17 protein-coding genes are annotated in these 21,865 nt (G+C 39.5%); 6 read left to right on the top strand and 11 right to left on the bottom strand.

All coding sequences use genetic code 11. From position 1 onward, the window contains the following. Positions 1-69: 69 nt before the first annotated feature. Positions 70-1,164: a redox-regulated ATPase YchF gene (ychF, locus tag KJA62_RS02210; RefSeq protein ID WP_213318404.1), complete on the top strand. Its 1,095-nt coding sequence runs from the start codon at positions 70-72 to the stop codon at positions 1,162-1,164. A gap of 42 nt (positions 1,165-1,206) precedes the next feature. Here the strand turns inward: ychF and truB are convergent, their stop codons facing one another. The 5 genes from truB to rpsA all read right to left on the bottom strand — a co-directional run bounded on the left by truB (position 1,207) and on the right by rpsA (position 8,227). Continuing rightward, a complete protein-coding gene (truB, locus tag KJA62_RS02205) occupies positions 1,207-1,941 on the bottom strand; it encodes a tRNA pseudouridine(55) synthase TruB (RefSeq protein ID WP_213318403.1) in 735 nt (244 codons plus the stop codon). Continuing rightward, positions 1,938-2,339: a 30S ribosome-binding factor RbfA gene (gene rbfA / locus KJA62_RS02200; RefSeq protein ID WP_213318402.1), complete on the bottom strand. Its 402-nt coding sequence runs from the start codon at positions 2,337-2,339 to the stop codon at positions 1,938-1,940. The genes truB and rbfA overlap by 4 nt, the downstream gene beginning before the upstream one ends. A gap of 14 nt (positions 2,340-2,353) precedes the next feature. Continuing rightward, positions 2,354-5,095, bottom strand: coding sequence for a translation initiation factor IF-2 (gene infB / locus KJA62_RS02195; protein WP_213318401.1), 2,742 nt, complete (start codon positions 5,093-5,095; stop codon positions 2,354-2,356). Beyond that, complete coding sequence (gene nusA / locus KJA62_RS02190) at positions 5,052-6,356, bottom strand: transcription termination factor NusA (protein WP_213318400.1); 1,305 nt, start codon at positions 6,354-6,356, stop codon at positions 5,052-5,054. Before nusA ends, infB begins: the two co-directional genes overlap by 44 nt. An 83-nt stretch (positions 6,357-6,439) precedes the next feature. Next, positions 6,440-8,227 (bottom strand): 30S ribosomal protein S1, encoded by a 1,788-nt coding sequence (rpsA, locus tag KJA62_RS02185; protein ID WP_213318399.1) that lies wholly within the window; start codon positions 8,225-8,227, stop codon positions 6,440-6,442. 183 nt (positions 8,228-8,410) lie between these two features. Between rpsA and trxB the strand changes: the two genes are divergently transcribed. After that, on the top strand, positions 8,411-9,346 hold the full coding sequence (trxB, locus tag KJA62_RS02180) for a thioredoxin-disulfide reductase (protein ID WP_213318398.1): 936 nt from the start codon (positions 8,411-8,413) through the stop codon (positions 9,344-9,346). Positions 9,347-9,353: 7 nt separating this feature from the next. Here the strand turns inward: trxB and acpS are convergent, their stop codons facing one another. After that, positions 9,354-9,722, bottom strand: a complete 369-nt coding sequence (acpS, locus tag KJA62_RS02175) for a holo-ACP synthase (protein ID WP_213318944.1) — start codon at positions 9,720-9,722, stop codon at positions 9,354-9,356. A 17-nt stretch (positions 9,723-9,739) separates the two neighbouring features. Further along, positions 9,740-10,186: a hypothetical protein gene (locus tag KJA62_RS02170; RefSeq protein ID WP_213318397.1), complete on the bottom strand. Its 447-nt coding sequence runs from the start codon at positions 10,184-10,186 to the stop codon at positions 9,740-9,742. A gap of 90 nt (positions 10,187-10,276) precedes the next feature. Here KJA62_RS02170 and lgt point away from each other — a divergent pair, with 90 nt between their 5' ends. The 3 genes from lgt (at position 10,277) to dnaA (ending at position 15,073) form a co-directional block, all read left to right on the top strand. Continuing rightward, entirely contained in the window at positions 10,277-11,140 is an 864-nt protein-coding gene (gene lgt / locus KJA62_RS02165; protein WP_213318396.1) for a prolipoprotein diacylglyceryl transferase, read from the top strand. Positions 11,141-11,237: 97 nt separating this feature from the next. Then, positions 11,238-13,628, top strand: a complete 2,391-nt coding sequence (gene yidC, locus KJA62_RS02160; RefSeq protein ID WP_213318395.1) for a membrane protein insertase YidC — start codon at positions 11,238-11,240, stop codon at positions 13,626-13,628. Positions 13,629-13,690: 62 nt separating this feature from the next. Beyond that, a complete protein-coding gene (gene dnaA, locus KJA62_RS02155; RefSeq protein ID WP_213318394.1) occupies positions 13,691-15,073 on the top strand; it encodes a chromosomal replication initiator protein DnaA in 1,383 nt (460 codons plus the stop codon). Between the two features lie 14 nt (positions 15,074-15,087). Here the strand turns inward: dnaA and KJA62_RS02150 are convergent, their stop codons facing one another. Further along, a complete protein-coding gene (locus tag KJA62_RS02150; protein ID WP_213318393.1) occupies positions 15,088-15,462 on the bottom strand; it encodes a hypothetical protein in 375 nt (124 codons plus the stop codon). A 233-nt stretch (positions 15,463-15,695) separates the two neighbouring features. Between KJA62_RS02150 and KJA62_RS02145 the strand changes: the two genes are divergently transcribed. Further along, a complete protein-coding gene (locus KJA62_RS02145; protein ID WP_213318392.1) occupies positions 15,696-18,158 on the top strand; it encodes a glycogen/starch/alpha-glucan phosphorylase in 2,463 nt (820 codons plus the stop codon). A 78-nt stretch (positions 18,159-18,236) separates the two neighbouring features. On the opposite strand, the gene KJA62_RS02140 is transcribed toward KJA62_RS02145, so the two are convergent. The 3 genes from KJA62_RS02140 to KJA62_RS02130 are packed head-to-tail and all read right to left on the bottom strand — an operon-like array spanning position 18,237 to position 21,561. Further along, complete coding sequence (locus tag KJA62_RS02140; RefSeq protein WP_213318391.1) at positions 18,237-19,529, bottom strand: pyruvate dehydrogenase complex dihydrolipoamide acetyltransferase; 1,293 nt, start codon at positions 19,527-19,529, stop codon at positions 18,237-18,239. 6 nt (positions 19,530-19,535) lie between these two features. Next, positions 19,536-20,525 carry a pyruvate dehydrogenase complex E1 component subunit beta gene (locus KJA62_RS02135; protein ID WP_213318390.1) on the bottom strand — a complete coding sequence of 330 codons (990 nt, stop codon included), beginning with the start codon at positions 20,523-20,525 and terminating at the stop codon, positions 19,536-19,538. Continuing rightward, a complete protein-coding gene (locus KJA62_RS02130; RefSeq protein ID WP_425513829.1) occupies positions 20,518-21,561 on the bottom strand; it encodes a thiamine pyrophosphate-dependent enzyme in 1,044 nt (347 codons plus the stop codon). The genes KJA62_RS02135 and KJA62_RS02130 overlap by 8 nt, the downstream gene beginning before the upstream one ends. Positions 21,562-21,865 lie beyond the last annotated feature (304 nt).

Raw genomic sequence — 21,865 nt, 5'->3', positions numbered from 1 at the left:
ATAATATATACTCTTAGTGTATAGTTTCGTTTTATTTTTATCGGTATCAATCTCTGAAGGAGGTAGTGGGTGAGCCATACCGAATGTGGAATTGTGGGTCTTCCAAATGTAGGAAAGTCCGGGTTGTTTAATGCGTTGACAGGTGCAGGCATAGCTTCATGCAATTACCCATTTTGTACGATAGATCCCAACGTTGGAATTGTTTCCGTTAAAGACGAAAGGTTATCCAGGTTAGCTAGCATAAGTAATAGTGAAAAAATCGTTTATGCTGATGTAAAATTTGTGGACATTGCGGGACTTGTTAAGGGGGCTGCTTCAGGGGAGGGGTTGGGAAATAAGTTTTTATCTCATGTTAGGGAAACGCATGCCATAGCCCATGTGGTAAGATGTTTTGAAAACACTGAGATTACCCATGTTGCAGGAAAGATAGACCCAGAAGACGATATAGCGACTATTAACCTCGAACTTATCTTGTCTGACTTCTCTTCTGCTCAGAGTATATATGGCAAAGCAGAAAAGGCTGCGAAAGGAAAAAAGGAGCCAGGGGCTCTGTTGTTTGTCCTAGAAAAAGTTTTAAAACATTTAGAAAGTGAGCAGCCAGTAAGGACCCTAGAACTTAGTGATATTGAAAGGGAAGTGCTAAAACCTTATCCATTCTTGACAAAGAAACCTATCTTGTACGTAGCTAACATTGATGAAGATTCTCTAGGGGAACTTTCTAATGAATATGTGGAGAAAGTCAAGAAAATTGCATCTGAAGAAAGGGCTCCTGTAATTCCTATTTGTGTTCGTTTGGAAGAGGAACTTTCAGCATTGCCTAAAGAGGAAGCAAACGAATTGTTATTGTCTTTGGGATTGAAAGAATCAGGATTAACGCGGTTAGTCCGGTCTACTTATGACGCCTTGGGTCTTATATCTTACTTCACTACAGGGCCTATAGAAACTCGAGCTTGGACTATTTCTAGAGGAACTAAAGCTCCTGATGCAGCAGCTGCTATTCATACAGATATTTCTAAAGGATTCATAAGAGCTGAAGTTGTGTCTATGGAGGACATGATTACATACGGAGGAAGATCTGGCGCCAGGGAGAATGGAAAGCTAAGAGCTGAAGGTCGGGATTATATCGTTCAAGATGGAGATGTGGTACTGTTCCTACATAACTAAATAGCATCGAGAGACGCTAGAAATTAAAAGGAAGAAAAACCTTTATGGGTTCTGCAAAGAGTCTCTGTATGTCAGGTGCTCTTCTTTTACGTCTACCAAATGAGGGGTAATATCAAAACCCTCATTGTCAAGAAGGTTTCCATCAATACAGTCTTTCAGCAAAAAATTCCCGCTCCGAGACCTACAAAGCTCCTCTAAATAAGCTCCACAACCCAACATGTTACCCAACTCATGAGCAATACTGCGAATATAGGTGCCTTTGCTGCAAGAAACGGAAAAGAATATCCTAGGATATTCATAGTTTATAACTTTTAAGGAAACCCGTACTTTACACTCAGCCCTTTCAACGACAATCCCTTTTCTCGCATATTCATACAGCTTTCTACCCTGAACCTTTTTTGCCGAAAACATGGGTGGAAGCTGAAGAATCTCTCCTTGAAAAGACTCGGAAGCTTTCAAAATTTCTTGTAAAGTGGGAACTTTTTTAGATCTACCAACCACTTTTCCATCGCAATCGTAAGAATCCGTTGTAGTGCCCAAATAAGCAACAGCGTCATACTCCTTATCTTGAAAAAGCAGTTTATCTGACAGACGAGTATATTTTCTTCCTAAAAGCATGACCATGACTCCTGTAGCAAAAGGGTCTAAGGTGCCTGCATGGCCAATTTTTTTTACGCCTGTGAGTTTTGTTAAAGCACGAATGAGACTAAAAGAAGTCCTCCCCTTGGGTTTATTCACAAGAAGAATGCCTTCTTTAAGATCGGTCACTAATTTCATAACACTTCATCTGTTTGATCTAAAGCAGGAGGGGATAGCCTTTCTTCTTCTTTTATTCTCCATAAAAGCTCCTCAACGCGATCTTGAGGAGAAAAAATGTCTTCTAGATAAAAATCTAGTTCAGGAAAATACTTAAGAACAATGCCTCTAGATGCCTTACAAGCAATAAACCCCGAAGAGGCATTTAATGCTTCTAAAGTCTCCTCTGAACTATTTTTTGAATTGGGCATAATGGAAACGTATACTTTGGCCGAATGCATATCAGGGGAGACAGAAACCCTAGTGACAGTAACCCACTCATTAGAAATCTTCGGATGTTGAACTTCTTTAAGGATCACTTGGGCTATAGCTTCTCTAAGCAAAGCATTAGCTTTTTTCAATCTTCTACTCTCTGTCATAAAGATTACTGCTACTATAGTTTTTGTGGATGATAAATAATCTCATAGCACTGAATTATATCTCCTACCTTAGCCAACCCGTACCCTTCGAGAAGCACTCCGCACTCAAGACCTTTTTTAACCTCTTTAACATCTTCTTTAACTCGCTTCAATGAGGATATGGATCCTTTCCACACAACCTCTTTGTCTCTAACCAAGTTGATTTTTTGATTTCTTACAACACTACCTTCAATAACCAAACATCCGTAAATGCAACCTAGTTGAGATGACTTAAAGATTTCCTTAATTTCGGCAGACCCCAAGGGCTTCTCCTCGGTGATAGGATCTAATAAATCTGCCATCATAGTTTCTACATCGTCTATGGCATGATAGATAATATCATGCAGCTTTACTCGGACTCCGAGACTCTTAATAAGGGGCTCTGCATGACTTTCTATCGAAGTATGGAACCCTAGTATAGTCGTTTTAGATGCTGCGGCAAGGCGAATATCAGATTCTGAAATTTCTCCAACTCCTGTGGAGACAATATCAACCTTTACTTTCTCAGATTTTATCTTCGCTATAGAGCTTACAAGAGCCTCAACGGAACCCTGAACGTCTGCTTTAATTATGAGCTTCAAAACTTTTCTGTTTTGCAGTAAAGCATCAAAAGATAAATTGCGCTTTTGCTGAAGAGCAAATCTTTGTTTTCCAGCAATTCTAGCCTCAATAATTTCCTTAGCTGTTTTTTCGTTTTTTACTACAACGAATGGGTCCCCAGCTTTAGGAATACCAGAAAGTCCAGTAATTAGTGCAGGCGTGGATGGAGAAGCTTCTTTCATGGAAAGGTTATGCTCATCATGCATAGTCTTTACTTTCCCGTAACAATCATTGAATACTAAAGAATCTCCAACTTTCAGGGTTCCGTTTTGAACTAGAACCGTTGCCACATGTCCTAATCCTTTATGCAACTCAGACTCAATAACTAATCCTCTAGCTCTATTACTTGGATCGGCCTTCAATTCCAAAACTTCGGCTTGTAACGCCAACATTTCTAAAAGATCCGTGAGACCCTCCCCAGTTCTGGCTGAAGTATTTACTGTGGCCGTAGCTCCACCCCATGCTTCAGGAAGAAGATTGTACTCCGCTAATTGTCGGTACACATTTTCAACATTAAAATTAGGCTTGTCACACTTGTTAATGGCGACAACTACAACGATCTCAGACGCTACAGCATGTTGAATAGCTTCCGTTGTCTGTTCTTTGATACCTTCATCTCCAGCTATTACTAAAACCACTATGTCACAAATTTCGGCTCCGCGAGCTCTCATAGCGGAGAAGGCTTCGTGTCCCGGAGTATCCAAAACAGTTATATCTCCTACAGAAGTAGAACAACGGAAAGCTCCCATGTGCTGGGTTATTGCTCCAGCTTCACCTGAAGCAATATTACTTTTTCTCAAAGCATCTATCAAACTAGTTTTTCCGTGGTCAACATGCCCCATGAAGGCTACTACAGGAGGCCTTGTTTTGAGCTTTTCGGGGGGTGTGCCGCTAATTTCTTCCCTGACAGAATTAGAAACTACTTGAATTTTTTCTTTTTCAGAGTGATCAATCTCTACAGTACATCCAAACTCGGATCCAATAAATTGAACGGTAGTCTCATCATCTAAAACATCATTCACGACGTAGGTCATCCCATGAATAAACATTTTTTGGATGAGCTCCGAAGCTTTAAGCTTCATCTCCGCCGCCAAATCTTTCACTGTAATAGGAAGGGGAACTTTAATAGAAGTAGGGCGTTGCACAACGTGATCTTCATAGGACTTCTTTTGCTTTATACGCTTCTTTCTCCATTTATCATCATCGTTGCTTTCGTTTAATCCATACCGGTCTCTACCGGAAAAAGACTTAACAGATTCCGTAGATTTTTTTCTGCCATCCCTAAATTCGGGCATAGACTTTTTTGAGTCTTTTCTGAGAAAACCTCTACCATTGCTATTTCCAAACCCAGAGGAGGATGGCTCACTCTTTTTTATAGGGGAGTGAGAGCTATTTTCTTCCGTACTTGCTGTGGTCGAAGATTTTACTGAAGACTTCTCTGATTTATCCGCTTTATCTGTGTCAACGCTTTTGCTGTAAGTCTTAGACAGTAGATGATTAATATGCTTACCTGTAGGACCAAACTTCGATTTAATTGTAACTTTAGCCGGCTTTGGATCAGGAGAAGATTCAAGAGCTACAGCCTCCTCTTCGTTTTTGTTTGAGTCTATGGGTGGAGCTAAAACCTCTATAACTTCCTCGACTGTATCCTCTTGAGAAGGATTTTCAGTTTCTTCAAAACTTTCTGTATGAGACTCGGGTTCTTTCGAAGACATTTCTTCTGCAGTCGATTCGGGATTAATCTCGAGAAAAGCTTCAGCTTGTGTTTCTAAAACAACCTCAGATTCGGAAGAGGAAGCAGGCAAATCATCAGGAACAGAAGAAGATTCCTCCAAACTAGTAAATGAAGATCTCGACTTTGCACGAATACGGCGAGGAGAGGAGCTTTCTCCAAAATTCGACTCAGCAGAAGGAAGCGGAGATGTTGCATCGAAACCGTCTTGGACAACTTTAGCCGCTTTACTTCGAGAAATTTTGCTACTTTTCTCTTCTTGAGGTTTTATTTCAGAACCAGCCTGAGCAAGTTTTGCTTTAAGCTTGTCTAATCCGGCAGCCTTAGTCAGTTTTGAATTTTTAATCTTCAGTTTTAGGTTTTTCGTCAATTTTATGTTCTCCATGTTTACTGACTTGCTCAAGAATTTTATAAGCAAGATCTAAACTAATTCCAGGGACAGCGGCAAGTTCGCTAGCACTAGCTAACAAAACCTTTCGTATAGTGTCATATCCGGCCTGCACTAGATTCTGGATCACCAACTTGCTAATATTTTCCATTTCTAGAGGCTTATCCAATTCTGGGTTCTCAAATTCAGCTAATTGAAGTCGTTGGATCTCTAAAAGCTTATTGTACTCGCTCATTCTTTGAACTTCTAGCTCATATCCAAGTATTTGACTGATGAGTCTAGCATTAATACCTTTTTTCCCTATAACCGTCGCGTAATCTGAATCATTAACAACGATGGCTATAACTTTATCATCCTCTAAAATTGCTATTTTTTGGATTTCTATCGGGAACAGAAGATTTTGCAACATTTCGACAGAGGAAGATGCATAGTTGACTATATCAATTTTCTCTTCGTTTAATTCTCGAATGATATTTTTTACCCGAACCCCTCGCATTCCTACAAAAGCCCCTACAGGATCTGTTTTAGGATCTGTAGAGCGAACAGCCAACTTGGTTCGGTAACCAGCTTCCCTAGCTATTCTTACTATCTCAACAACTCCTTCTTCCAACTCAGGCACTTCTTGTTGAAATAATTGACGGACAAACTCCGGATGGCTGCGACTCAAAATAACCTCTGCGCCTCCGTTATCGAGTTCTTGCACTTCATAAAGAAGAGCATAAATTTTATCGCCAACCTTATATTTATCAGTTTTCGGATAGAATCTAGCAGGCAGGAGCGCTTCAACTTTACCTAAATCAACTATTAGGTTTGATCCTTTAGAAAAACGCTTAACGACACCTGAGATGATTTCATTGACTCTATGACGGTATTCCTCATAAATAACATCCCTTTCTGCATGCCGCAACTTTTGACTGATTATCTGTCTTGCCGCATGAGCCGCTATCCTACCGAAACTCTCAGAAAAGAAAGGAACATCTATATACTGACCAATTTCAGAGTCAGGATCATACTCTCTAGCCTTGTCCAAGGAAATTTCTTTACTCGGATTTTTGCAAACATCCACAATCTCCTTTTCACAGAAGACCTCTATGTCTCCCGTTCGAGCATTGATATTCACAGATACATTAGCTTCATCTCTTAAGCTTTTCTTCGCAGCTGTTTTTAAAGCGACTTCTATAGCCCCAATAACAGTGGAACGATCGATACCTTTCTCTCTTTCCATATAATCGAAGATAGCCACAAGATCTTTATTCATTTGTCTCCCTGGGTAAGGAACATATTTTACAACAAACTGTACTCGAAGGGCTGTAAGCCCCTCGAGCACTAAAAACAATACAACTACTTAGTTTTCTTTTTTCTACCTTTTTTCGCAGAAGAAAGCTCCTCCTCGTCATCTATGATTTGATCCGAATCGCTATCGGAAAGATTCTCTATAACGATGTTATCCTTATCGAAAGCAGAGCTACTCTTGTTGGATTGCTCTTTAATAGACAAAGAAACTTTCTTATGTTCAGGATCTAATTTCAGAACCCTAGCGGTAACGGAATCTCCTACAGAGACAACATCCTCCACCTTGGAAAAGGCTTGATCAGAAAGCTCAGAGACGTGAATTAGCCCTTCAATCCCATTTTGCAGTTCAACAAACGCTCCAAAAGCTGTAATTTTAGTTACAACTCCCGTCACTACGGAACCTGGAGGAATAATTTCTTCTATCTCATCCCAAGGATTAGAACTCAACTGCTTCACTCCCAGAGTAATCTTTTTACTTTCCTTATCTACGGAAAGTATCACAGCCTCTACTTTACTTCCCTTTTTAAAGAGCTCTGAGGGATGGGAAACTTTTCTTATCCAACTCATATCAGAGATATGAATCAACCCCTCAATACCAGGCTCCAACTCAACAAACGCCCCATAGTTCGTCAAATTCTTGATTTCAGCTTGGACTTGCAATCCAATAGGGTACTTTGCCTCTATATTATCCCATGGGTTATGCTCAGTTTGCTTCAAACCGAGAGAAATCTTCCCTTCATCCTTCTGAATAGAAAGAACTACAGCTTCAACTTCATCACCTTTATTTACAACCTCACTAGGATCTATTACATTTTTCACCCAAGACATCTCAGAAACGTGAATCAACCCCTCAATTCCATCTTCTATCTCTATGAAGGCTCCGTAGGGGAGAAGCTTCACAATTTTTCCTGTCACACGCTTCCCTGGAGGATACCTCTTTTCAATATCTTCCCAAGGGTTATGCTCTTTCTGCTTCAAACCAAGAGCTACTCGACCTTTTTCTTTGTCAACACTAAGAATCACAACTTCGAGCTCTTGATTTAACTCCACCATTTCAGAGGGATGCTTGATTCTTTTCCAAGTCATGTCTGTAATATGAAGTAGTCCATCAATACCGTCTAAGTCTAAGAAAACACCAAAATCAGTAATATTTTTGACAATTCCCTTACGCCTTTCGCCGACAACAATTTTCTCAATCAGCTCCGCTTTCTTAGAAATTCTCTCTGCCTCAAGAAGTTCCCTTCTAGAAACAACAACATTTCTTCGTTCAACGTTAATTTTTAAAATCTTAAATTCACAAACCTTGCCAACATAGTCATCAAGATTCTTAATTTTTTTGTTATCTATCTGAGAGCCGGGTAGGAACGCTTCCATTCCAATATCAACCATCAATCCGCCCTTAACTTTACGGACGATCTGCCCCTTAACGATAGAACCTTCCTCACAGTGAGTTAGGATATACTCCCACTGGCGTTGACGTGTGGCCTTCTCTCTAGAAAGAACTACTTTCCCCTCATCATCTTCAGCTTGATCCAGATAGACCTCGACTTCAGCACCTAAGGCAAGCCCTTCGGAGGAGTCCACAAATTCCGCCATAGGAACCACGCCTTCAGATTTTAACCCAACATCAACAACAACGAAGTCCTTGTTGATATCAACAACGACGCCCCTCAAGATAGCTCCAGGCAAAATCTTCTCTTCAGGCTCGTTATCTTCGTGTTTAATACCGTGATTTGAGTAAAGGAGACTTTCAAACTCCTGCATATCGCTCGAAAGGAAATCGACGTCGTCAAGAATTTTACTGGACCCCCAGGTATATTCGGATTGTTTTGGCATTTATTGTTATTCTCCTAAAAACTGCAAAAGTCAAAAGAGACAGTGTAAATATAAACCTTAAAAAAGGCAAGGGCTGCCTTCTTCGACAAATTTTTTATTCTATTTACCTTAAAAAATAGTTTCATTTTCTTTAAAGTTTGTATTTTTGCAAACGCTTTATCTAAACCTGGTTGTGGAGAACGCATGAATCATTCAAAAATTATTATTATAGGATCCGGACCAGCGGGGTATACCGCTGCAATATATGCCTCTAGGGCTCTTTTACAACCTGTTTTATTTGAAGGGTTTTCACAAGGGATAGCTGGCGGGCAGCTCATGACTACGACAAAAGTAGAAAATTTTCCGGGGTTTCCTGAAGGAGTCTTTGGGGCGGAACTTATGGCATCCATGAAGAAACAAGCGGAGACATATGGAACACGGGTCCTACCTAAGGATGTCGATTCTGTTGATTTTTCTGCACTTCCTTTCAAAATTTATTCCGGCGAAGAGGTATATACCTGTGATTCTTGCATAATCGCCACCGGAGCATCCGCCAAAAGATTAAATATTCCTGGAGCAGGGGATGATGGATTTTGGCAAAAAGGGGTTACTGCTTGTGCTGTCTGTGATGGAGCTGCTCCAATTTTCAAAGAAAAAAATTTGTTTGTCATAGGAGGAGGAGATTCGGCGGCCGAGGAAGCTTTGTTTCTTACGAGATATGGGAAGCAGATTTATTTAGTTCATAGAAGAGACTCTTTGAGAGCTTCCAAGGTTATGCAGGAGAAACTACACAACAATCCTAAAGTAACTATTCTTTGGAACTCTGAAGTTTCCTCTGTACTAGGAGATAGCATCGTCCGTTCTGTAGAAATAACAAACAATGTATCAAAAGAAAAAACAATCTTCGAAGCAGGAGGGGTATTTTTTGCTATAGGACATCAGCCTAATACAGCTTTTCTCAACGGAGCCCTCAATTTGGATGACCAAGGATATATAGTGACGACTCCCGGGACAACAAAAACCTCTGTTGAAGGAGTATTTGCAGCGGGAGATGTTCAAGACAAAATCTACCGACAAGCGATCACTGCCGCAGGGAGCGGGTGTATGGCTGCCCTTGAAGCTGAGGCTTTTTTGAATTAATTGAAAATTATAAAGCAATAAATGCTATAGCCGTGGCTATAGCATACTCTTTACTATGACTCAGAGAAAGATGGAATTCGGGGGTCTTGCCGTGGATTAAGAACTTTCTTCTCAAACGGATTATCGGCTTGCCTTTCGCTTTTTGAATCTCAATATCCCTCCAAGTTAACTCTTTGGAGATCCCTGTTCCAACAGCCTTTGCTACAGCCTCTTTGGCAGAAAACCGAACTGCTAGAGAAGGGAAGGGATTTTGCAGAGAGAAACAATACAAAAGCTCTTCTTCTGTAAAGATTTTTTTTAAAAATCTTTCTCTAAATCTATTAACTGATCTTTGAACTCTTCTGATCTCTATAATATCTGTGCCTATTCCCAAGATGTTTTGCAGCGTCATCATTAGTACAAAGGATACCTCCCAGCAGAAATAGGTGTCAGATAAGCAAAAGCCGCTCTAAGAAGAGCTGTCCCTACAGTAAACCTTATAAAAAATAGCGTTGGGAAGTGTGTGATTTGACCACAGCACACGGCCGAAGAAACTGCAATAAAAAATATAATTGCCATTTTTTTGGATAAAAAAGTGTTTCTTAAAAATTCACTACCAGAAATCTTATCGGGCACGCTACATGCCATAAACAACTGCTTTTCAACTGCTTTGTAAAGACAGAAACGAAACTTCACCTTACCTAAAAGAATAGCTAAAACAGCCAAAAGGCCATAAATAGGGAAGTCATCAGGAGAAGCATTAACGAAAAGAAGAAGAGCCCCCTTGGTCAATTTAATCCCTCCAAATAACCAAAGAAATCCTGGGATAGATATTAAAATTTTATCTTTATTAGAAGACATTGTATAAAATGGTGTGCTAAGAAACGAAGAGCTTATAACACAGCATTTCCTTTTCGTTCCTTAAAAATTTAACTCTGCAGGAATACTCCGATGATTTTATCTGTCTTATTCTGGAATCCACCCAACTCCATTGTTCTTTCAGAAAAGTGGAACGTTTCATTAACGTGGTACGGGGTATTGTTCTCTTTTGGTATGTTCCTGTCTTATATTTCAGCGGCACATCTTGCGGCCGAAGCACTTCACACCTCAAACCATCGTTGTAACAAAAAAGATGTGCAAGCCGCTTTTGAAGCTTTTATTTTGTACGCTATATTCTTCGTTTTGATTGGAGCTAGATTAGGTTATGTCCTTTGTTATGGATTTCCTTACTACGTAAAACATCCTATGGAAATAATTAAAGTATGGCGCGGGGGATTAGCTAGCCACGGCGGAGTTCTAGGAATACTAATCTGGATCCCCATATTCACCCGTATTTACCGTAAAAAGATCCCTAGCCTTAGTACCCTCTTTGTTCTTGATGTAGTTTGCGTATCTTCCGGAGTATCTGCTTTCATGATCAGGTTAGGAAATTTTATAAATCAAGAAATAACAGGGATTCCTACAAATCTCCCGTGGGCCGTAGCTTTTGGAAATCCCGTAGATTCTCTAGCAGGAATTCCTAGACACCCTGTCCAGCTATATGAAGGTGTAAGCTATCTTGTTTTATTTTTTATCCTTCAAAAGATAAGTTATAAAAACCTTGATCTAATAGGGAAGGGACTTTTGTCGGGGATTACTTTTTTAGGTATCTTTCTCATTCGATTTCTCTCTGAATTTCTTAAGTCTCACCAAGGAATAGTTCTTTCCAAGAATTCTTTGCTAACCATGGGACAAGTCCTGTCTATTCCATTTCTTTTTTTGGGCGTTATTTTGGTTTTTCGACACTTAATTGTCCGAAACTATTTATCTAAATAGAGTTTGTCGAAAAAGGTTAATAATTATTTCAGATTCTTGTTTGGGTGATAAATCATTAGTGTGATATTTTCTTTTCTTGGATTTAGAGAGTTTTTGGATGAGTAAACGGGTTTTTTTATTTGTAGGGCTGGTTAGTGCCTCTTTCATCGGGTGTCAACTTTTCTTCGGTTATAAGGAGTTTAATGGATACAAGCAAGTAGCGGAAAAGCAAAGGGAAACGACCACGTCTGTTCTTTCACAGTTAGAACATTCGGGGTTAGGAATAGTTTCCTGGAAACAACACACTAACTCTGAGAAGAGTACAAATCGTCAGGCAGTTGTTTTAGGGAATGCTATGCTTACCTTGAGCAACGATTCCAATTCGGAACCTTTTCTATCTTGCGGAGGGAAAGATTGGGGATACTTAGGAAAAAGTTATGCTTTTCGCGGTATTAATGTCCTTCTTTACGAAAATAGTGCTTTTAAAAATTCGATCGTAGACATGGGGAAGGTTTTTCTTCCTAGTGTTGAATCAGAAATTCCTGTCCTCATTGTAGAATTTAGGAATGACAGGGATCCTTTCGTATTCCCCGGGAGGTATAAGCAGGGGAGGGTTTTCAGTAACGATTTTTCCATCTTAGGAACATCTTTAGTTTTTTGGCGATCCGGAACCGATTATCTTCCTCTAGGTGTATACGATTCTATCGAAGAAAGATTGGTCCATTTAGACTTGCCCATGACTCGGGCTGTGGTTTTGAATAATAGCCATACCGGCATTGGGTCTAATAACCATTATGTTTTACAAAATGATTACCTTCAGTTAGTAATCTCGGAAAAAAGTGGAGCCATAGAAGGGATTAATTTACCTTTAGCCTCTGGCAGAAATAAACTTAGCATTGTCAATGAGATAGAGACCGATAGAGCTCTGGCAACGGCTAACCCATCTGAAGCATCATTCCCTGGCTTTTCTTCCATAGGATTTGACAAGAAAAAAGTAGCAGAAGAAGTTGGTGGTTATTACCCTCTCTTAAGAAGAGGAAGCCTTGACAACGCAGACAAAGCTCTACCTCAACGCTATCAGTCTTTCAATTTGGTGTCTGGAGAGAATTTTGATCATCAAGTGGCATCATTCTTCCGCGTAGTAGAATTTACAAGTAACCAATTAGTTCTTGAGAGTAGCGACGGGCAAATAAGAAAAAATTACTCCTTACCCAGAGACCCTATTAATGAACCATATTGCTTCAATGTAGCCATAAATGTTCATTATGGCAACGCAAATATATGGGTAACTTCTGGTATTCCTGAAGTAGAGATTATGTCCGGAGCTTTTGTTCCCACATTAAAGTACCGAACAATAAAGAAAGGACAGGGATTGTTAGAAAAAATCAAATTACCTAAAGCCAAGTCCTCCATATTGTTGTCTTCTAGTACCCACCCTGAATGGGTTCTTAACTCAAATGGGTACTTCGGTATAATCATCACTCCTTTAGGATTTTCCCCAAAAAGTTTCGCCAGCGTATACGTGCCTGGGTCTACAGCTATAACAAAGTTATCTTTAATAAATAAGAAAAACAACCAATACCCAGCTTCAAAATACCCCGGTTATGAATTTTTATTGCCTTTAAGTACTGACAACAAAACTTCGTCATTTAGAGTTTACGCAGGGCCTTTAGCTGAGCCTACTTTGTCTAGGATAGATGAAACTTTTGGAAATGCATCGGGAGGAAATCCAGAATATAGGAGTTGTTTAGTCTTTAAAGGCATTTTTGGTTTCATTTCGGAACCCTTTGCCAGACTACTATTTTTGGTAATGAAGTTCTTTAAGTTTCTCACAGGATCTTGGGGAATATCTATTATTTTGTTGACAGTTTTTCTCAAGATAGTCCTTTATCCCTTGAATGCTTGGTCTCTACGTTCTATGAGACGTATGCAAAAGTTGTCTCCATACATCCAAGAAATCCAGAAAAAATACAAACATGAACCCAAACGAGCTCAATTAGAAATTATGTCTCTGTATAAAGAGAATAAAGTTAATCCTTTAATGGGTTGCTTCCCCATGTTGATACAGTTGCCCTTTCTAATAGCTATGTTTGATTTACTAAAATCTTCCTTCTTACTCAGGGGCGCCTCCTTCATACCTGGATGGATAGATAATCTAACAGCTCCGGATGTCATCTTTTCTTGGGAAACACCTGTCTTTTTGATAGGCAATCAAATACATCTTCTACCAATAATTTTGGGAATAGTCATGTTTGCCCAACAGAAGCTTTCTACTACATCTAGACCAGGAGAACTTACTGAGCAACAAAGACAGCAACAAGCCATGGGCACAATGATGGCTCTTCTCTTTACTGTCATGTTCTATAATTTCCCTTCAGGATTGAACCTTTATTGGTTGTCTTCAACTGTCTTGGGAATAGCTCAACAGTGGGCCACAAATAAAGTGTTGGATAGGAAGCACATAAAAAACGAAGTCATTTTAAGTAAGAAAAGAGGACATTTTCGATAATTTAAACTCGGGTTTATAGCCTATACAAGCTATAAGGAAAGAATTAATAAGAAGAGTTTAGTATGCGAGCTTGGGAAGAGTTTCTTTTATTACAAGATAAAGAGATAGGTAAAGAAATTGTAGATAAGTGGCTACGTTCTTTAAAGGTTTCTTGTTTTGATGCTTGCAATTTGTACTTAGAAGCCAGTGATTCTTTCCAGCTCACCTGGTTCGAAGAACATATCCGACATAAAGTTAAAGCTCAATTCGTAAACAATAATGGAAAAGCTATTAGGGTACACATTTCTTCATCGGAAAAAAGCGGAGAGGGAAGAGAACTACCTCCTATTTATGATGCGCAATCTTCGTTTTTTTCTATTAAAGACCAAGAGTTGGATGAAAATAAAACATTTGCAAAATTCTTAATAACGCCAGAAAATGAACCGGCTTTTCGAATTTTAAGAAATTTTGGCTTACCATCTCCTGAAGGAACAGAATTTCCTTTTAATCCCATTTATCTTTTTGGTGTTGAGGGATCAGGGAAAACGCATTTAATGCAATCTGTGGCACATGAATTAAAGAAATATGGCAAGAGGGTCCTCTTTGTTGCAGCTGAAAGGTTTACCGAACATCTCGTTGCAGCTATTCGTGCGGGAGAAATGCAAAAGTTCCGTTCCTTCTATAGAAAAGTGGACGCTCTCTTTATAGAAGATATTGAAATTTTTTCCAGAAAAGCTGCTACCCAAGAAGAATTTTTCCACACGTTCAACTCTTTACATACTGAAGGCAAGCTAATTATGCTTTCTTCCTTGCATGCTCCTGGGGATCTCAAATTTATGGAAGAACGCTTAGTAAGCCGATTTGAATGGGGAATTGTTATTCCAGTGCAACCTTTAGCTAAAGATGGCTTAAGAAAGTTTATTTACAGTAAGTCTCAAGAACTTTTTGTTCGTTTGCACGAGAGTTCTGTAGAATTTCTTATCCAAGAGCTCGTTTCAAATGTTAAAAGTATCCTTCATGCCCTTAGCCTATTGTCAAAGCGAGTTGCTTATAGAAAATGCTCCCAACAACTTCTTTATGAAAAAGATATCAAGTATTTCTTGAAAGACCTCTTAGCCGAAGCTGAGCAAATTAGGCTTACTCCGCAGAAAATTATACAGTCTGTGGCAAATCACAGTGGGATCTCTACAGAGGATATTTTGGGAAGATCGCAATCCAGAGAGTACGTTTTTCCTAGGCAAGTAGCCATGTACCTTTGCCGCACACACCTCTCTCTTTCTTATGTCAAGATAGGAGAACTTTTCTCCAGAGATCATTCAACGGTGATTTCATCTATTAGACTAATATCCAAAGCATTAGAGTCTGGAGACAGAGAGGCAAGCCTAAGCGTCAAAGAGATCGTTCAATCCCTTTTTTCGGGACACAAAGAATTAGAATACGTCTCAGGAGAAACGCCTCCTGAGTAATAACAGTCCGCTGCTTATGCATTATCACTATTGCGGACAGCTGACGCGCTTATTGATGCAGAAATGATTAGTCTAAGAATGGCTTCAACAAAAATTACTGTAGCAATGATCATTGACAAGACAACTCCGTAGCTGGTCATTGGACAAGTTATCCCCATAACTACAAGTAAAGACAAAGACAAGACACTTTCCAAGATAGCGCTAGCGACAAATAACCCCGTACCCACAAAAGACCCTCGTTGCAACTCTTTCATTATAGCCAGAGAAGCCTTAGCAGCTTGGTCAGAATAACGAGGAACAGGCCTATCCCTTTTATTAACATCCTCTATGGTAACTATATTAAGTCTTCCTGTAGATGTTCTGTTGCTTCCAAAGCCATGAGCATACATAACAACACCATTGTTCGAAAGTAGAAGGGTATAGTCTAAGAATTTTTCCAAAAACAAAAAAGATTTTTTTAAATAAAAGTAGAATAATTAATAAATTTGATCATTTCTCTCTTAAAAATATCCAACCGATAATGGTGGACATTAAAAAATTCCCCGATTAATAAATGGAAAAATCTAATAAATAGAAGATACGCTAACGAAGTCACGGCTATTTTAATTGGGGATTTTCAGATATGGAAGGAAATAGTTTTGACAGAACATCTGTTTCTGTTGAGAGTATGAAAAATGCCATACTAAACAGATTACAATTAGGAGTTGTCCAACAACTAGAAACAGCCTCTAACAGAGAAATTTTTTCTGCAATATCCGAAACTGTAATGGAATGGCTAGCAAAAGGGTGGTTAGAAACTCAAAGCCAATATTACAAAGAAGATTCTAAACGAGTTTACTATATCTCCATGGAATTTCTTCTAGGAAAAAGTTTGAAGTCTAACTTATTTAATTTGGGTCTCTTAGATATAGTTCGCGAATCTGTAAAACAGTTAGGATTTGACTTAGATAAACTTACTGAAATGGAGTCTGATGCTGGATTAGGGAACGGTGGGTTAGGACGGTTGGCTGCGTGTTTTTTGGATTCTATGGCAACATTAGGGATTCCAGCTTATGGTTACGGCATCCGTTACGATTACGGGATTTTCCACCAAAAAATCATTGAAGGCTATCAAGTAGAAGCGCCAGATGAATGGCTAAGGTACGGAAACCCCTGGGAAATATGCAGGGGGGAGTACTTGTATCCCGTGAAGTTTTACGGAAGAGTTGTCCATTATACAGATGAAAGAGGAAAAAACATAGCAGAATGGACGGACACTAGCGAAGTTTTGGCAATGGCCTATGATGTGCCTATCCCGGGATATGGCAACAATACTGTCAACACATTGCGGTTATGGCAAGCCCAGTCCCCTCAAGGATTTGAGTTTAGTTATTTTAATCATGGAGACTACATCAGAGCTATAGAAGACATTGCCTTGTCTGAGAATATTTCTAGGGTCTTGTATCCAAACGATTCTATCTCTGAAGGACAAGAATTAAGATTGAAACAGGAATATTTTTTAATATCATCAACAATTCAAGATATTCTTCGTAGGTATACTAAAACGTATATAAATCTCGAGAAATTATCTGAAAAAGTTTCAATTCAACTCAATGATACTCATCCAGCCCTTGGGATAGCTGAAATGATGCACATTTTGGTTGATAGGGAAGAAATGCCTTGGGATAATGCCTGGAAGATGACCAAAGAAATCTTTAATTATACAAATCATACTATCCTTCCGGAAGCGCTAGAACGTTGGCCTATAGGGCTCTTTTCTAAACTTCTTCCTAGACACTTAGAAATTATTCAGGAAATTAATGCCAGATGGATGGAGACAGTCGAAAAAAATTTTCCGAATGATGAACAAAAGAAAAAATTCCTTTCTATCATAGAAGAAAATGGAACAGAAAAACAGATAAGTATGGCAACTTTAGCTATCGTTGGATCAGCCAAAGTTAACGGAGTTTCTGCTTTTCATTCGGAACTACTGCGGACCACATTATTTTCCGACTTTGCTAGCATTAATAAAAGTCAATTTACCAATGTCACAAACGGAGTAACACCTAGAAGATGGTTAGCCCTTTGTAACCCTTTGTTATCAGACCTATTAACGGAGATATTGGGAGATGGTTGGATAACAAATTTGTCTATTCTAGAAAAATTACATCCTATGGCCAATGATTCTGCTTTCAGGGACAAATGGGGGGGCATTAAAGCTAAAAACAAGGGTGCTCTAGCTAGACGCATTTTTGGCGAAATAGGAGTCACTGTTGATCCTTCCTCCATGTTTGATTGCCATATAAAAAGAATCCATGAATATAAGAGGCAATTGTTAAATATTCTTCGCGTAATAGGGGATTACATGGATATCAAAGAAAACATTAATCCCAATCCCACTCCGAAAACAATCATCTTTGGAGGTAAAGCTGCACCAGGATATTTTTTTGCAAAACTTATTATTAAATTAATTAATTCCGTCGCTGATATTATTAATAGTGATCCATCTTCATCAGATTTTCTTAAGGTAGTTTTTATTCCTAATTATAGAGTATCCATGGCAGAAATTATTATCCCTGCAGCCGAATTATCAGAACAAATATCAACAGCTGGCATGGAAGCCTCAGGAACAGGCAATATGAAGTTTGCCATGAACGGAGCTTTGACCATAGGAACTATGGATGGGGCCAATATAGAAATGAAAGACTATCTAAAAAGTGAAAATATGTTCATTTTCGGGCTTACAGAATCCGAAATTGCTTCAATGAAGCCTAGTTATGACCCAAAAAGCATTTATAACAGCAATCTCAAGGTAAAAAAAATATTAGATCTTATTAATAACGGATTCTTTTCTCCGAACGAGAAAGATTTGTTTAAACCAATTGTAGATAAATTGTTGAATGAAGGGGATCCATACTTCGTTTTGGCTGATTTTGATTCCTATGACCAAGCCCATAAATTCGCATCAGAACTCTTTAAAAAACCAACCGAATGGACAAAAAAGTCTATCTATAATACAGCAGGTATGGGATATTTTTCTAGCGATAGAACCATTAAAGATTACGCCAGTAACATCTGGCATGTGCCCTTCAAAGCCCAGTCATAGTTGCATAACAAAGGCCAACAGTTGACATCACTCTGGAAACCCCAAATTTGCAGAACAACACGGCCTGGCAAAAGTTGTTTATGCCAAAAGGAGTAGCGCTGGGCATTCCAGAAAATGTTGCAATCGTTTCATGAAAAGCGCTGCTTCCATACCATCTATTACTCTGTGGTCAACGGATAGAGTCAAATGACAAACATTTCCGGGAACAACTTGATCATTAACTATCATAGCCTCTTGTTCCATGCCGCCGACGGCAAGGATAGCCGCCTGAGGGGGATTTATGATAGCCGTAAATTCCGTGATGCCTACCATGCCCAAATTCGAAAGGGTAAAGGACCCACCCTTATATTCATGATCTTGCAATTTACCTGCTTTGGCTTTTCTAGCTAGACTCTTTACCTCAGAAGATACAATTGATAAATCTTTCTTATCGGCACATCTCACTATGGGAGTAATTAACCCACTATCTATAGAGACAGCTACAGAAATATCTATAGTGGAAAACTTAATAATTTGGTTGTTTACACTATCAAAACCGGTATTGACGTTAGGGAACTCCCTTAACGTCATAGCGCAAGCCTTTAAAATAAAATCATTAAAGGAAAATTTTAATCCCTCATCTGATAATTGCTTTCTCAATATCATTAGAGCAGAAGCATTAATCTTCTGTCTAACATAGAAATGAGGAATCGAATTTTTCGAAGCTTGTAATCTTTGAGAGATAGCTTCTCGCATTGGAGAGAGATCCTCGACCTCATAAGAACCTGGATAAACGGGCTTTTCCATAGACAAGGACAAACCGAGAGGCCCCCTCTGCGGAGCACTTTCCAAATCTTTCTTTAAAATCCTTCCTCCAGGGCCACTACCTCTAACCTTAGATAAATCTAAATTTTTTTTCTCAGCTATAGAACGAGCCAAAGGCGAAGCTAAAATTTTACCCTCTTTCGGAATACTGAAAGGGATTGTTAAAGCTGGTTCCGGAGCAAAGGTCATAAAAGACGTAGTGATGGAAGATTGTTGAATGCCAACTGAGGAGGACGCATCAGCAACAACTTCATTACTAGCTGGATTCTGTGAGCTATCACTGATTGGCTTCTTGGGCAAAAGCTGTTCTAAATCACATGGCTCTTCAGGATCAGAGGAAAGAACCAAAATAGGGGAACCGACAGTAACCTTATCTTTTTCATTAACAAGAAGGGCCCTGACGAAACCATCATCTATGGCCGTATGCTCTAATACGGCCTTGTCCGTAGCTATCTCTAAAAGAACCTCTCCAGCTTTGACAGCTTCTCCTTTCTTCTTATGCCATTTCACAATAGTTCCCCTCTCCATAGTAGGGGAGAGTTTCGGCATATTCAACAACGTCAGCATGAGCTTTTACCCTAAAATTTTGTTAACGGCATCCTTAACTCTCGAAACATTCGGTAATGTTTCAGCTTCTAAAGCTGATGAGTAAGGCATAGGCGTTTCTCTTTGACACACCCTCAATACAGGAGCATCAAGGTAATCAAACCCAAACTCCATGATTGTAGCACTCACTTCTGCTCCTATTCCAGCAAAGTAATGCCCCTCTTCCACCACAAGACACTTATTTGTCTTCTTAATCGATGACAGTACTGTAGAGACATCTAAAGGCTTTATAGTGCGCAAATCTATTATTTCTATAGATAAACCCTTTTCTTTCTTCAATTGATCGGCAGCTTCCCTCACAATGGACACCATTCTACTGTAAGTTATAATAGTCAAATCCGAACCTTCTTGGATGATCTTGGCTTGACCAATGGGCACTAAATATTCTTCTGAAGGAACTTCACCTTCGACGTGGTACATGAGTTCATTTTCTAAAAAAAGGACAGGATTATTATTCCGTATGGAAGATTTCAGCAGCCCTTTGGCATCAAAGGGACTTGAAGGAGCAACAACAATCAACCCTGGCAAGTTAGCATATAGGGCTTCTACACAATGGGAATGTTGACAAGAAACTTGTGCTGCAGCCCCATTTGGCCCTCTAAAAACTACAGGGACGGAAAAAAGACCTCCGGTCATGTAGTGCATTTTTGCTGCATGAGAAATAATTTGATCCGCGGCTACAAATGAAAAATTCCAACTCATGAACTCCACGACAGGTCTCAAACCAGTCATAGCAGCTCCGACAGCTAGCCCTGAGAACGCAGCTTCACTAATAGGAGTATCTATGATACGCTTGGGCCCCCACTTATCCAGAAGCCCCTTGGTCACCTTATAAGCGCCATTGTATTCTCCAACTTCTTCGCCTATAACGAAAACACCCTGATCTCTTTCCATTTCTTCGTCAATGGCTTCTCTTATCGCATCACGGATGGTCAAAATCTTGCCTTCTCTATGCATAAACACCCTCCTCTAATTGAGCAGGGGAAGGGTATGGAGCCTCTTTGGCCGATTGAAACGCTGCTACTACTTCTTCTCTGCACTCTTTACGCATCTTTTCAAACTCTTGTTCTGACAAAACTCCAGCCTTAACAAAAAGTTCCTTGGCATGCAAGATAGGATCCTTTTTCAAGATTTCTTGCATATCACTTTTTGAACGATACAAATTAGGATCAGAAATAGAATGCCCACGAAAACGAGAACACAGACATTCAACCACTAAAGGCTTTTTCTCTTTTTGGAGAAAATCAAAAGCAGCCTTGAATCCCAATAAACAATTAAATAAGTCAAATCCATTGACCGTGACCGATTTTATTTTATAGGGAAAGGACAAGCTCTCACCAATGGGGCACAAAGAAATGGCCTTTTTTAGGGCCGTCCCCATACCCCAGCCATTGTTTTCAATAACAAGCATCAATGGCAGATCGTGTAAAGAGGCAAAATTTAAAGTTTCGTGAACTGTTCCCTGAGCTACAGCTCCGTCTCCAATAAAACACAGAGAAGCTTTTCCTTGATCAAGATACTTGCTAGTAAAAGCCCCTCCCATAGCTAAAGGAACATGTCCTCCAACAATGCCAAATCCTCCTGGAAAGTTCGGACCACACATATGCATGGAACCGCCTCTCCCTAAAGCACAACCCGTAGATCTTCCGAGAAGCTCTGCTGCCATGGAAGGAATAGATACTCCCAAAAGAAGAGCTACAGCATGACAACGATACGAAGCGAAGAAGTAGTGGTTTTTTCCACCCGCGGCAACAGCTGCCGTCGCTATAGCTTCTTCACCACTGTAGGAATGATAAAAACCTCCAACCAATCCTTCCAAATAAGCAGCCTCTCCTCTTGTCTCAAACTCTCTGATTCTCATCATATCTTTGAGCATATCCAAGCAAGCAGGCACTCCAAAACTCTCTAAAACACTTCGAACCGTTTCTACTGTAGAATCTTGAGAAGAAACATTGAGTGCAGGCATATCTGATAAACTACAAGTTTTGTCCATTCGTTAGAAAAAACCTCTTAAACAACAGTGCTGAGTATAAAAAGCGGAAAGACAAAAGACAAGTTTAATTCACTAAGAAGAATTGTAAGTTTTTTTTTAACGGTGCCAAAAGACTGTTTTGAGAGAGACAAAAAAGAAACAATAGCCCTAGAACTTATCCTTGTCGGATAAAATTTTTGATATTTCTGCAATTAAAGATAATTTTAAACAATATTTAGATTTCCGACTGACTATGCTCCCGCTCTCAAAGAAGGGAGAGGCCCAGCTTCTTTTACCAAGTGGATAGGATACCTACTATCCCGAG

This window comes from Chlamydiifrater volucris (genome assembly GCF_902806995.1).
Taxonomy (GTDB): domain Bacteria; phylum Chlamydiota; class Chlamydiia; order Chlamydiales; family Chlamydiaceae; genus Chlamydiifrater; species Chlamydiifrater volucris.
Note: the sequence above shows the minus strand (reverse complement) of the source record. Positions and strands in the feature narration are given on the sequence as shown.